Source organism: Aquiflexum lacus, assembly GCF_015476655.1.
Taxonomy (GTDB): Bacteria; Bacteroidota; Bacteroidia; order Cytophagales; family Cyclobacteriaceae; genus Aquiflexum; species Aquiflexum lacus.
Genome location: NZ_JABFHF010000044.1, coordinates 21,739 through 35,122, shown reverse-complemented (window position 1 = coordinate 35,122; position 13,384 = coordinate 21,739). Strand labels below are relative to the sequence as shown.

Annotated in this window: 13 protein-coding genes; 3 read left to right on the top strand and 10 right to left on the bottom strand. The window is 41.3% G+C overall.

The window, feature by feature from the left end:
* Window positions 1-296: 296 nt before the first annotated feature.
* The 7 genes from HMJ38_RS23965 to HMJ38_RS23935 form a co-directional block, all read right to left on the bottom strand.
* A complete protein-coding gene (locus HMJ38_RS23965; RefSeq protein ID WP_194976987.1) occupies window positions 297-1,049 on the bottom strand; it encodes a LytR/AlgR family response regulator transcription factor in 753 nt (250 codons plus the stop codon).
* Complete coding sequence (locus HMJ38_RS23960) at window positions 1,046-2,113, bottom strand: sensor histidine kinase (RefSeq protein ID WP_194976986.1); 1,068 nt, start codon at window positions 2,111-2,113, stop codon at window positions 1,046-1,048. The genes HMJ38_RS23965 and HMJ38_RS23960 overlap by 4 nt, the downstream gene beginning before the upstream one ends.
* 57 nt (window positions 2,114-2,170) lie before the next feature.
* Window positions 2,171-2,470, bottom strand: coding sequence for a hypothetical protein (locus HMJ38_RS23955; RefSeq protein WP_194976985.1), 300 nt, complete (start codon window positions 2,468-2,470; stop codon window positions 2,171-2,173).
* Between the two features lie 31 nt (window positions 2,471-2,501).
* A complete protein-coding gene (locus tag HMJ38_RS23950) occupies window positions 2,502-2,996 on the bottom strand; it encodes a DUF2306 domain-containing protein (protein ID WP_194976984.1) in 495 nt (164 codons plus the stop codon).
* Between the two features lie 33 nt (window positions 2,997-3,029).
* On the bottom strand, window positions 3,030-3,587 hold the full coding sequence (locus HMJ38_RS23945) for a hypothetical protein (protein ID WP_194976983.1): 558 nt from the start codon (window positions 3,585-3,587) through the stop codon (window positions 3,030-3,032).
* Between the two features lie 74 nt (window positions 3,588-3,661).
* Complete coding sequence (locus HMJ38_RS23940) at window positions 3,662-4,318, bottom strand: hypothetical protein (RefSeq protein ID WP_194976982.1); 657 nt, start codon at window positions 4,316-4,318, stop codon at window positions 3,662-3,664.
* Window positions 4,319-4,330: 12 nt separating this feature from the next.
* Window positions 4,331-6,496, bottom strand: coding sequence for a TonB-dependent receptor (locus HMJ38_RS23935; RefSeq protein WP_194976981.1), 2,166 nt, complete (start codon window positions 6,494-6,496; stop codon window positions 4,331-4,333).
* Between the two features lie 95 nt (window positions 6,497-6,591).
* On the opposite strand from HMJ38_RS23935, the gene HMJ38_RS23930 reads away from it, so the two are divergent.
* Window positions 6,592-6,798 (top strand): hypothetical protein, encoded by a 207-nt coding sequence (locus HMJ38_RS23930; RefSeq protein ID WP_194976980.1) that lies wholly within the window; start codon window positions 6,592-6,594, stop codon window positions 6,796-6,798.
* 481 nt (window positions 6,799-7,279) lie between these two features.
* A complete protein-coding gene (locus HMJ38_RS23925) occupies window positions 7,280-8,803 on the top strand; it encodes a TolB family protein (protein WP_194976979.1) in 1,524 nt (507 codons plus the stop codon).
* An 18-nt stretch (window positions 8,804-8,821) separates the two neighbouring features.
* Here HMJ38_RS23925 and HMJ38_RS23920 read toward each other — a convergent pair whose 3' ends face one another.
* Window positions 8,822-10,168, bottom strand: coding sequence for an amidohydrolase family protein (locus tag HMJ38_RS23920; protein ID WP_194976978.1), 1,347 nt, complete (start codon window positions 10,166-10,168; stop codon window positions 8,822-8,824).
* A gap of 86 nt (window positions 10,169-10,254) precedes the next feature.
* On the bottom strand, window positions 10,255-10,737 hold the full coding sequence (locus tag HMJ38_RS23915) for a hypothetical protein (protein ID WP_194976977.1): 483 nt from the start codon (window positions 10,735-10,737) through the stop codon (window positions 10,255-10,257).
* A gap of 128 nt (window positions 10,738-10,865) precedes the next feature.
* On the opposite strand from HMJ38_RS23915, the gene HMJ38_RS23910 reads away from it, so the two are divergent.
* Window positions 10,866-11,579: an SAM-dependent methyltransferase gene (locus HMJ38_RS23910; protein WP_194976976.1), complete on the top strand. Its 714-nt coding sequence runs from the start codon at window positions 10,866-10,868 to the stop codon at window positions 11,577-11,579.
* A gap of 313 nt (window positions 11,580-11,892) precedes the next feature.
* On the opposite strand, the gene HMJ38_RS23905 is transcribed toward HMJ38_RS23910, so the two are convergent.
* Window positions 11,893-13,296: an MltF family protein gene (locus HMJ38_RS23905; RefSeq protein ID WP_194976975.1), complete on the bottom strand. Its 1,404-nt coding sequence runs from the start codon at window positions 13,294-13,296 to the stop codon at window positions 11,893-11,895.
* Window positions 13,297-13,384 lie beyond the last annotated feature (88 nt).

The window sequence follows — 13,384 nt, the reverse complement described above, 5'->3', positions numbered from 1 at the left end:
AAAAATAATCTAATTATCCGTATATATCCGGTTATTTTCTCGATCGGTCTTTCAGACCAAGGGGTTTCTTATCGGTTCCTATGACCTAGGGTTGCACCCTAGGCTGTCACAGAATTGCCCTTCAGGCCAATTTATTTTTATTGCTAAACTGAATTAACCATGTTTGAAAAATTTCATTCATCCTTCACCAACACCTAAATAACAGGTCGGACAAATACCTTTCCTTACCATCCAAATAATCCTTTCAAATGTTGCATTCCAGGATGTCACAGAACGGCCCTTCAGGCCTATTTAATTTACCCATCCAACCACTCCTTCAACCCTCCCACCTTCTCCCTACTGACGAGAATATCATTGTCGCTGCAATTGGCCAATTTGATTTTCAGACGGCTGTTGGAATAGGTATGGATCTCTGCTATGGCTTCAAAGGAAGAAATGTATTTTCGGTTGAGCCGAAAAAACTTCTTGGGATCTAACATTTCTTCCAATTGATCCAGGGTGTAGTCCAAAACAAACCGTTTCCCTTCAAAAGTCTGCAAAAAAGTCACTCGCTCCTCACTCATAAAAAACGAAGCTTCTGAGGCCAACACCGATTGGATTTTTTCTCCGATTTTGACCATAAACCTGGATTTGAATTCTTTTTGTTGCGGTTGGAGGAGTTCCTTGATTTGATTGAGATCAATTGTGGTTTTGACTTTTTGGCTCTTGAATTTGTTTATTGCCCCTGCCAATTCCTTGGGGTCGATAGGCTTAAGCAGGTAATCCACCGAGTTGAGTTTGAAAGCCTTAATGGCGTATTGGTCAAAGGCGGTAGTGAAAATGATCGGGGAACTGACCTTTACCCTTTCAAAAATTTCAAAACTCAAACCATCTGCCAATTGAATATCACAGAATATCAGGTCGGGCGCAGGGTTGGTTTGCAGCCATTCGATTGCCGATGTAATGCTGTCCAAATGTCCATAGATATTTGCCCCGGGAAGTAATTCCAAAATGAGCTGTTTCAACCTATTGGCAGCAGGTCTTTCATCTTCTATCAAAAGTATGTTCATGCGCCGTTAAGTTTTAGCAGTGGAAGTTCTACGATAAACTCCTTTTCTGTTTCAGTGAATTTTGGACTTTGGTTACTTAAGAGGGCATAACGCTTTATGATATTGGACAATCCTATACCCGTTTTTGACTCCTCCTTGGTCAATTTGGGCTGAAGAATATTGCGCACAATTAAATTGCTATCCGTTTGTTCGATCATGATTTTGAGTGGTTTCTCCAAACTTGCAATATTATGTTTGATGGCATTTTCCAATAGCAATTGTAGAGAAAGAGGCGGGAGGTGATACCCCTTTAACTGATGAACATCAATAAAATATTCGAGACTTCCTTCAAACCTGATTTTTTGAAGGTTCAGGTAGTTCTCTGCAAAGCCAATTTCTCTGTCCAAACCTACCAACTCCTCTTGCTGTACCTCCAAAACATAGCGGTAGATTTTGGACAATTGCTGTATAAATTCTGCGGATTTATCGGCACTTTCATAGACGAGATTACTCAGCACATTGAGTGAATTGAATAGAAAATGGGGATTCAATTGGTCTTTTAGTGATTGGTATTGACTGGAGATGTTTTCTGATTTAAGCTGTTCTGCTTCAATGGCAGCAGACCTCCACTCGTACAGCCAAGACCTTGCAATGAAAATGGTAATGATGATCAAGGCTACAAATGTTGGCATCAGGGTATTTTCCAACATCCGTATCCAATTGATATTTCTCAGGTAAACTCCATCAACCGTTATCAAAACATAGAAAGAAACTAAAATATAGCTGACTATAAAAGAATAAATCATATAAGAAGCCGCTGTCAAAATGAGCCTCTTTACTGGTTTTTCTATCCAGGATATCCTTTTGTTATAATACTCCTCTACCTTGAACCCTCCCAAACTTAATGCAGAGGACATTAAAAAAGAAAAAATCCAATCCGGAGCTATGGACAAAATCCCCTCCAAAGACAAAAAACAAGTTGGGCAGAACAACAACATCAAGATGGTAGAAATCCCAAAATTCAGTAGGAAAAACCGCTTGGCGGAGTTGAAGATAGTGGCTGATCGGAAAAAATCTTTGCTCATAAAATTTTCCTGATAGGATGTTTATAATGGGAATATCTGTTTTTTTGCTTTTAAATATTAGTCTTTTTTGGCCTTTGAAGCTAATATTCCCCAACCTCCGGAACCAATCAGAAAACCCAAGGCATAGAAAAACCCGGTATTGTTCACCGCAAACATCACTACTTCCTCATCAAATAAACTGATGGTAAGACTGATTGGAGCGATTATTCCATGCCATATTCCCCAAAGGAATCCATAGGTCTGACCTGTAAGGCATTCATCAACTGGCTCATTTGCCGCACAGGAAGTCATCAAGGTCAGCAGGAAAATGCCCAATAGAATTTTATTGGATTTTAGATTTTCAGGGCTTTTTTTCATGGTCAATTGGTTTAGATTTGAAACAACTGATTTATTTATTTTTGGATATTTCTATCATCATTCTACTCCATTTTGCCTTATTGATTCCAAACAATATTCCGCCAACAAGCATCACCCCTGCGGTGGCCAAACCCACCATATTGTAAAATGGCACTTCAGGAATTCGGGTCAACATCTCACTGACAAAAGCCGCATAAAGTCCTATCACAGACCAATACATGAAAGAGAAATGAAGATAAGCCCAATTTTTGATTTGATTGCGCACTAAAATCGGAATCATCCCTAAAATCAGCGTGCAGGAACTGACCACTGCGAAGTAATGAAAAATCCCCCATTTGCCAAATAAGTTATAAAGCATAAAGGCCGTTGCCAGCATAACTACCATGCTTACTACATATAAATAGCCTGCTCTGCTATGGATTTTGCTTCCTTTTGTCATCACCAAAACTGCTGAACCAAAAACCAAAGCCAAAACAGAAGCTATAAAGTGAATCAAACCGATTTGATTGTTAATGAGATTGTACATGGCTAAAGGGTATTTTAATAAAGTTCTATGATTTTATTTTTTCAGATTCATTCTAAACCCGACGCTGGCAACAAATCCATTTGAATAAAATGGACTTCCTGCGATTTTATCAGCTCTTGCTTGGGAGGTCATGACACCTAATTCCAAGAAGTAATTAAAAGCCGGAGTTGGGAAAAACTCAAAACCAAAAGTTCCGTATGTGCTTAACCTGAAGGATTCCGAAGAAAATCTGTCTGAAGGGATAATCCCTGCCAAACCTCCTTCACCATATAGGCGGATACTTTGGCCAACCATTCCGCCAAAACCGACGAAACCCAAGGAGACATTTTGATAGCCGGACCAAACATACTCACCATCCAAGAGGTGCTCAAAGTAAACCTGATTGGCTTTTAGACGGAAAGCTGCATTTCCATTCAGGATTTCCGGGCTGGTTAGATTCAGCCCAAACCCAAAATCATTCTGAAATTGATTTACTTGAAATCCCAAACCTAGACCGGAATGAGGTTTCAATTGCTGTTGGGCCCAAAGCGGAACAGATAACGATGAGCCAAAAAACAGTCCCATCAAAAGGAGAATTAGTGTGGTTTTCATAGGAATTGTGTATTTCAATATGTTGAATAATCAGAATAAAGACCCTCCTGAAAAAAATCAGGAAGGTCAATTTTTCATTTACAGGTATTTTTCTTCATTTCTTCTGCCATGGCTTTTCCCCAAGTTGGATTCAAATTGCCTTCTTTGGCTTCAGCGCCTTCTTTGGCAAAAAGTGCCAAACTGGCATCCACTAGGCCACATGCCTTTTCCGGTCCCTGTCCGAAAAACTGCGCCATGCCCAATTCCATTTGTCCAAGCATCATGATTGCCCTGGGATTCTGCCTGTTGAGATCTACCGCTTTACCAAAAGTCTGCATGGCCAAGCCGGACAAATGTTGCCCACGTGAAGCGGGATCTACTGCCAATTCGCCCATTGTAATAAAACCTTGCAGTGCCACTACCTCAGAGTTGTTGGGAGAAATTTTTGCTGCTTTATCCACATGTTTTTTGGCTTGGTCAAAAAACGGGTCCTTGACGTGGGCCCCACCCTCGCTTCTAAAACCAGCATTGGCCAAGGCAAGTGCTGCATAATAATCCGGCAACCATTCCTCCGGCATCATCTGGGCAATTCTGGCAAAGCCATTGGCAACCTTTTGCAGGTCTTCCGGACTTGCAGCGGATTTCATGTTTTGGAGCTCTTTGAGCATGGCTTTTTCATAAGCTTCATTGGATGCTTTTGTAATCAAAGAAAATAGCATCATAACGATAATAGCTAAACTGTACTTTTTCATAGTTTTTGTAGTTTATAGGTTGTTTAAATTATTTGCGTTTTTGTCCTTGGAAAGGGTTAGAAAGATTCCCAAAAAGAGAAACCTTGGTGCCTGAAGCCTAATGGGGTTCCCCTCGTAAACCCCCTTTTCATTGGGTTCATTGGCATACTGGTAGCCGAAAATATTGTCCCTGCCCAAAACATTGGAGCAGGCCAAATGAATGATCAGATTAGGTTTTGCCAGGTAACTCCAACTTAAACTCAAATCCTGAAAGTTTTTGGTTTTTGAATTCATCTGCCCCGGAAGGTTTGGGTTTTCATAAGTATAGCCATCATTGGCACTCACTGAAACCCCTAATTGAGATTTAAGAGAGGAAATAAAATGCTTGATGACTATAGACCCATTGTGACGGGGAGCGAAGCCGGGCTGTACCATTTCGGTGAAATGTGCAAACTTCCTCCTGCTGTCCACAAAGCTGTAGGTCACCCAAAAGTCAGTGTTCTTGAAGCTCTTTTGATCCCTGTAAAAAACATCCATCCCACGCGCATAGCCTTCCCCATTTTGCTGAATGTTGTCGAATCCCAAAGGCATTGGAAATAATTGGGCCACTTCATAAGTGATGAGATTTTTATAGTCTTTGTAAAATGCTTCTGCACGGATGGTTCTGCCGTTTTTGACCAGAAAGTAATTCAGGATCACATGATCTGCACGGGTATTCTGTGTGCTTTGCTCAAGGACCCTTAATTGCTCAACAGGCATTTGGCTGAACTGTCCTGCAGCTAAGGAAAGCTGCCCATTATTGTCAAATTTGTAAGCCAAAGAAATCCTTGGATCCAACCAACTTTGACCAGCCAAGGAACTGTGTCCTGCCCTGATTCCTCCGCGGAATACCAACCTGTTGTTGAAATAATAATCTGCTTCTGAAAACAGGATGGTATGATGATCCCTGAAATCCCTTTTCAAATCTTCTGAAATCAAGGCCTCTTCATAGTTGAACAGATAGGATTCAAAACCGGTCTTGACTGAAAACTTCTCCGAAAACCCTTTGATGGCAGCCAATTTGGAATGGACCAATTGGTTTTGATTTCTCAATTCCATCTGAGCGATGTCAAATTTGTCCACATTATTGGAATAAGAAATTCCGCCATAATAACTCCAATCGTTTTCCCCTAATTGCCTGAATGATGTTTGGGCAAAAGTGTACTGATTTTGTACGCCAACCAATTGGCCGCGTTCATCTGAATCAGGTAGCGGTTGCCAGATTTTCATGCCATTGGCTTCTGTGTGAACAAAAGCTTTAACTACCCCTTTTTTACCCCATTTTTTTCTGCCGGAGACCTCGGCATCCCATCCATAAGGAGCCCTTTCCCAGTCAAAATTTTGCTTTACCAAAGCTTGGTAGGGAGATAAGTCAAAGTAGTTGGCAGAAGCTGTCAGACTATTTTTTTCCCCGGCCAAAGTTTGTGTATAACCTCCACCGACTGACATGATGCTGATATCACCCTGATTTCTCACCGGAAAATCCACTGTGTTCAAAGCCAAAGCGGAAGAAAGCGCCTGTCCATATTCCGCAGAATAGCCTCCTGTACTGAAAAATGAACCTTTGAATAAATTGGGATTGAATCGGGTTCGGGTCGGTACATTAGAAGCAGTGGTGCCAAAAGCATTTCCAACTTTGAGACCATCTATGAAAATGGCTGTTTCAGTGGCATCCCCGCCACGGACAAATAACCGACCATCATTTCCCACATTGGCAGTTCCCGGCAAAGTCTGAAAGGCCCCAATAATGTCTCCCATCGCGGAGGGTACCGTTACAATATCGATAGGCCGTAATACCACAGCTCTTTTTTCATCAGAAGCCTCCATTGCCCCTGCTGATATGGTCACAGCGGTCATTTCATTGATAGCTTCTTTTAAAACAGGATTTAAGGTATGCAAGCTTCCATTCAATACCACCTCAAACTCCTGCGATTTGAATCCCATAGATTGAAATACCAAAGTGAAATCACCTTCCTCTTTCGTTTCCAAAATATAAGTTCCATCAATTTCAGAAGAGGTGCCCTCGAATGTTCCCTTCAGAAAAATATTGACACCAGGAATTGTCTCACCTTTTTGATCCTTGACAACACCTTGAATGGTGGTTTGTGCCAAAGAACAATTGACTAAGAAGATGAAACAGATGGCTAAAATAATTTTCATGGCAATAATATTTGATCCAAAATTGGGTCAAAAGCGGCGGTGAAAAAATTAAAGTTGACTGAAGTGTGGAAAATGGTGACTGAAGTGTAGGGTGAATGGACGGAAGACGGGAGACAGGAGACGGAAGAAGCGAGAGTTTAGAACCAAACCCTGTCCTGATGAAAATCGGGGAGTCAAGATTCAGGAATCAAGTTTGGGGTGCCGTCATTCTGAGTGGAAAAAATTGGCATTTACAGAAAGGGAATGACATTGGGTTCTGCGTCATTCTGAACGAGCTTTCTGAAATACTTATAGCAATCTGAAAATATTACAGCGAAGTGAAGAATCCCCTATACCTCAGGAGACTCTTCTCTACGTTCAGAGTGACGCTCCAAAAATCTGTCATTGGTAGTTTTTAAAATTTGGCATTTACAGAAAGGAAATGACATCAAGGCGGGCTGCAGACCTCTCCTGACGTCGAGGTGACAAGGCAAAGTTCTTTATAGTCTTGAATGCATTTTTCAGTTCAAGGGTATAAATCCCAAATTCTGTCATTGGTAGTTATGAAAATTAGCATTTACAGAAAAGGTTGTGACATCAAGGCGGGCTGCAGACCTCTCCTGACGTCGAGGTGACAAGGCAAAGTAATGTAATAGATTCGAATGCTATTTGAAGTCCTAAACCATCAATTTCAAAATCTGTCATTGGTAATGAGTTTTATTCTCAAAAATTCCCCAATCATCACATAATGATAGACAATCACTGATTTTTTGTTTTAAATTACTGATAATAACCCAAAGACCTATGAAATACCTGATCGCATTATTTAGCCTTTTTTTGTTCCAGTTTGCCATCGCCCAAGATGGAAAAGTGGGCATATTCAGTCACAACAAAGACATTGGAAATCCCAAACTGAAAGGAAAAACAGTCTATGACAAAGAAACCCAAACCTACCATCTTCAAGGAGCCGGATATAATATCTGGTTTGAAAGGGATGAGTTTCATTATGCCTTTGACAAGGTAGATGGGGATTTTATTCTGACTGCCAATTTTGAGTTTGTAGGTGAAGGCGTTGACCTACACCGAAAAGTCGGATTGATGATTAGGGAGTCTGAGGATGAAAACGCAGCACATATTACTGCTACACTTCACGGAGACGGACTTACCGTCTTACAGTGGCGGGAACTGAAAGGTGCCTTTATGCGGGATCCTGAGGATGAGATTTTTGCGCCAAAAACCCATTATTCCATCCTGCAATTAGAGCGGACCGGAGACGAATTTATCATGCGGGCCGCCCATCCCGGTGAACCACTTCAGGTAATTGGTTCCCACAAAATGTCTGTGATGAAAAACGCTGTTTTGGCGGGCATTTTTATCGGTTCGCACAATGAAGATGTTTTGGAAGAAGCCAAAGCTTGGAATGTAAGGTTGGACAAGCCTGCATTGGCCAATTACAATCCCGGACAAGAAGGATATTTGGGATGTAGGTTGGAAACCATGAATGTTTTTAAAGGAGTCAGAAAAGTGATCTTTGAAAAAGATGGCCGCTTTGAAGCACCAAATTGGATGCCCGATGGTCAAAAGTTATTGATCAATATGGACGGGTCACTTTATAAAATCCCTGTAGAAGGCGGGAGTTTGGAAAAACTCAATACCGGATTCGCGGACCGAAACAACAATGACCATGGGATTTCATTTGATGGAAAAATGCTGGCCATCAGCCATCAAAGAGAAGGTTATCCCGGTTGGGGATCGACGGTCTATGTACTTCCCTTGGAAGGCGGTGAACCCACATTAGTCACAGAAGAGACCCCTTCCTATTGGCATGGATGGTCGCCAAATGGCAAAGAAGTCTTATATGTGGCTTCCCGAGGAGAAAGAAAAACCTATGACATTTACAAAAAAAATATCAAGGGAGGAGATGAAGTTGCCTTAACCAATACCAAGCCGGGAGAGCATGTAGATGGCTGTGAATATTCTCCTGATGGGAAATACATTTATTACAATGGCAGCAAATCCGGAACCATGCAGATTTGGAGAATGAAACCGGATGGGTCCAATCCCGAACAATTGACTTTTGACGAAACCAATGATTGGTTTCCCCATATTTCTCCCGATGGCAAATGGATGGTTTATATATCCTTTCCGGCTGATATTCCTGTAAATGATCACCCATCCTACAAAAGAGTAACCCTTAAAATGATGCCCACTTCGGGAGGTGCTCCAAGAGTAATAGCTTACCTATACGGAGGTCAAGGCACCATTAATGTACCTTCTTGGTCACCCGATAGTCAATCGGTAGCTTTTGTCAGTAATTCAGGGATTTAAAAACCTCAAAGGTCTAAATCACTTCACCCTCTTCCCGTGCTTAATCACCATGTCTACATTTTGCAGTAAGCTGATGTAGCGGAGTACATCGCCTCTGACGGCAATGATATCCGCATATTTGCCTTCGCTGATTGTGCCATAATCGTTTTCTACACGCATGGAGACTGCGGGCCAATAGGTCGCTGCCTTGATGGTCAGCATAGGATCAAAACCAAATTCGTTGACCCAGACATCCAATTCATTCCAGGTACTTTGGCTGTGGAATTTCATAGGGATGCCACTGTCAGTTCCTATCATCAATACAACCCCTGCATCTTTAAGCTGATTGATTTTTCTTTCCAAAGTGGGTTTCCTTACAGGAGTCAGTTGGAAATAGGGCATCCTTCCGGGATATCTTAGTGAAGCCCTGATATCCCTGATGACTGAATCAGGCAATCCCAAATGCCAGGATGGATCATCCAATTTTTCAGGGTTGTTGCGCATATATTCGTAATTGTACAGTCCCTCTACTGTTGGTGTCCAGAATAGTGGCCCCATGTTCATCTTTGCTGTACGTTCTTTGATGAGGTCTATGATATCCTCCGGGTATTCCGGGGCTGAGGAAAGTCCGGTATGTTCAAAGCAATCCACGCCTATTTTCATCCCGATCCTGATTTCATCAGGTCTATGGGAATGGGCGATAACAGGCTTACCATATTTATGGGCCTCGTCCACCACGGCCTTGGCTTCCTCAAAAGTCATTTCATCATGATCGATCAACTTGATGACATCCACGCCAGCGTCTACCAGCTTTTTGACCTTGGTACGCGCATCCTGAGGCCCATTGATTCCCCATCTGAATTCCTCAGTCCCCGGATAGGGTGCCTTTTGGATAAAGGGACCGGAAACATAAATGGTAGGGCCGGGAATCTCACCTTTATTGATTTTGTCGCGTACATGGATACTCGCCTCCAAAGGCGCACCTAAATCCCGGGCGCTTGTGACTCCGGCTAATAATAGCTGATGTGCGGAAGAGGGCATGATCACAGATTCAAAAATCCCGATATAAGTACTGTCCCAATGGGTATAATTACTGTGTCCATTGATCATCAAATGCACATGCATGTCCCAAAGACCCGGCATCACAGACATCCCCTCTGTTGAAATGATTTCTGCATCTTCGGGAATTTTCAAATTATTGACCTGCCCGATTTCCTTTATCCTTTCATCTTCAATAATGATCACCGAGTTTCTCAAGGGCGGGCCTCCAAACCCATCGATTAAAGTTCCGCCGACCAAAGCTTTTATATTTTGGGCCTGAAGTGTATATGGTAAAGAGAAAATGAATAAAAGGAGCAGGATGGTTTTGGAGATTTCTTTTCGCATCAGATGGATAGAAAGGGTGGGAGTTCAATTATTGCAATGGGAATCCTAAATATACTATGTAGGAAAATAGAGCGGTTATCCAATCATCAAAAACTATAAATAAACCCAGTCTGTACAGGCGAGATTTTTAAATCCAGACTGCTTCTGACTCGGGTAGAATTATAGAGGTTTTGGTTGTAGGTATTGACAGAACGTTGAAGGTTCACAAGATAGCCTTGGTAAAAATTAGCCCCAACTATAAAAACACCAAAAGAAGACCAAAAGACAGGTTCAAAGGAATCTGTAGTCCTAAGAAAAAAACTGCTGATCATACCCGAACCACCTACAGCAAGTAATGGAATAGCCACACTCCTTCTTTTTGTGGCTTTTTCAAGATGGGTTTTGGGTTCAGGATAATTTTCCATGATCAATTTGATATCCTTGTAGAGTAATTTCTTTCCTGAAACACTGTATTGGGGCCTGGATCCAAAAAAATCTAATTCCACATCAATCATGTTTTTGTCTGTTTGGGCTGTGATGGTAGAACAAAAGAGTCCAATCATAAGGCATACTAAGGTTACATATTTCATATCTTTAGGAAATTTGTTTGATGATAAAGTCAGGATGTTGATTTCTTCCTTTTCAAGGATGTTTTCATTCCTAACCTGAATACCAGGTTTTTGTTGAACTTCATTTCTTATTGTAATCGTTTATTCAAATGAAATTAGGAAAATTATACCTTATACCAACAGTTTTATCGGAAAATACAGCTGAAAAAATTATCAGTCCCGAAACAAGAGAGATCGTCAAAAACACCCAGTATTATTTGGTGGAAAATGTGCGTACTGCCCGGAGGTTTATCAGTAGCCTTCGACTTGGACTTACTATTGAGGACTTGCAATTTGAGATATTGGACAAAAAGACAAAACCCGCTGAACTCGAGAGAATCATGCAACCAATATTCTCTGGAGTGGATGTGGGCGTCATGTCCGAGGCAGGCTGTCCCGGTATCGCAGATCCCGGTTCAGCTGCGGTGGCGTATGCACATGAAAAGAAGATTCAAGTAGTGCCATTAACGGGTCCAAGCTCCATGTTTTTGGCCTTAATGGGTTCAGGCTTCAACGGACAATCATTTGCATTCCATGGATACCTTCCTATCGATAAAAAGGACAGGATCAATGCCATCAAGCAATTGGAGGGAGAATCGGCAAGGCACAACAAAACCCAGATTTTTATGGAGACCCCCTTTCGGAACAACCATCTTTTTGAGGATTTAAAATCAACACTCTCCCCCCAGACCAAATTGTGTATTGCCAAAAACCTCACCGGTTCTGATGAATTTATCCAAACCAAGACCATTCAGGACTGGCGGAAAACCAAACTTGACCTGCATAAAATTCCGGTGGTGTTTATTTTGTATGTGCCGAAATGAGAGGAATTGGGAAGTTGGGAGTAGGAAGTTGACGATAGACGATGTTTGTCCGTCATTACAAGTTTCCAACATTATTAAAACATTCAGAAATGGAATGACATCAAGTTACCCGCTAGGCAGCCGTCATTCTGAGGTACGAAGAATCTCCAGAGGTCCTATTTATGTTTAATTTAATCATTTGCGGATCCTCATGAGACCTCTCCTAACGTCGAGGTGACAAGGCAAAGTTTTTACTTGATTTGAATGCTATTTGTAGTTCTAAACCATCAATTTCCAAACCATTCAATTGTAGTTACCAGAAATTTTAAAAGTCTTATGGCTCAATCAACACCCTGTAGGAGTCATAAAGTATCAAGATGTCATCCACATAATTTACGGCCAGGTGACCTTTGGCATATCCGCTTTTTACTACAGGATCTTTATAGTAATCGGGATTTGTTTTGAGCTTTAAAAAGTGGGCTACATTTTGCCAAATCTGAGGATTCTTACTGTATTTTCTGGTCAGTTTCCAAGCATCAAGGACGTGTCCATGCCCAACATTATAGGAAGCTAAAATGAATTTAAGTCTTTCATTGTTTTCAGGCACCCGTTCTCTCCAGAATTTATCCAGGTATTTGAGGTAGCTTACTCCGCCCATCAGACTTTCCATTGGGTCATTGGGATTTTCAACACCGAACCTTTCCAATGTGACAGGCATAAGTTGAAGCAATCCCGTAGCACCTGCATAAGAAGTCGCAGTGGTGTCAAATCTGGATTCTTTATAGATCAAGGAAGCCAACATTCTCCAATCCCATCCCAAATTGTCAGCCCCTTTTTTGATCATATCATCAAAAGGTGAAATGCTGTTACCGGCCAGAGAGGAAAAAGGACTTGTGGTCCTGAAATAACTGTTTTTAGTATTTTGGAAGTACTTTGCGTAAAGGGTCCGGATGTATCCGGTCTTGTCTTTGCTTTTGATCCACTTATTGATTTCTTCTTCCAATAAAGGTGAATTTTTTCTTAAAGCCCAGGCTACATCTTCTTTGGGACTGATTTCCATTTGGATATCCAAATCCGAGTAATAGGTTGAATTGACCAATGCAACCACTTTATCCACCACCGTGTATTGGATTTCATCTTTCACCACACGGTTGATGAAATAATCACTGTCTCCTTTTTCCTCAATGATACTGAAGGAAATCCCAAGGTTTCTTTGAAGGGAGCACAGTTGTGATTTAAAAATAGCATCCTGCTGTATAAATACAGTTTTATCTTCCAGTTCGATTGGTTCGGTTAAAGCATCTGATCTCTTTTGCTGAACCAGTACGGTACCCATACTCCCTAGCGGGGCGGTGAAATTGGCATATTTTTTTCTTTCTTCGCTGATGGCAAAATTCATCGCTATGATATCTGCTTTCCCTTGATTCAATAATTGAAAAGCTTCTCCAATATCTGATTTGATGATCAAGTGCAGCCTTACATCTAAGAAAGAGGCCAGATTTCTTAGCATTTCAAATTCATAGCCCATTCTCCGACCACGATAGATGTAGTAACTCGTGGAGGAATTATCAACTATGGCACGGATAAAACCTCTTTTTTTGATTTCATCCAGATCGAGTTGAGCGGGGTTTTCCCAGAAATCCACTTCCTCATTTTCTGTTCTTTCCAAAAATGAACATTGAAACCCAAAAGTTGAAAATATCAATAAAAGCAATAAGCTGATAACTGTTTTTTTCATCCCATAAATGCCACCGAAGTAACTTTGTTCTTTGCAAATATCGAACAAAGCAAATTATATACCAAACTTTTTTAGATATGAAATGCGT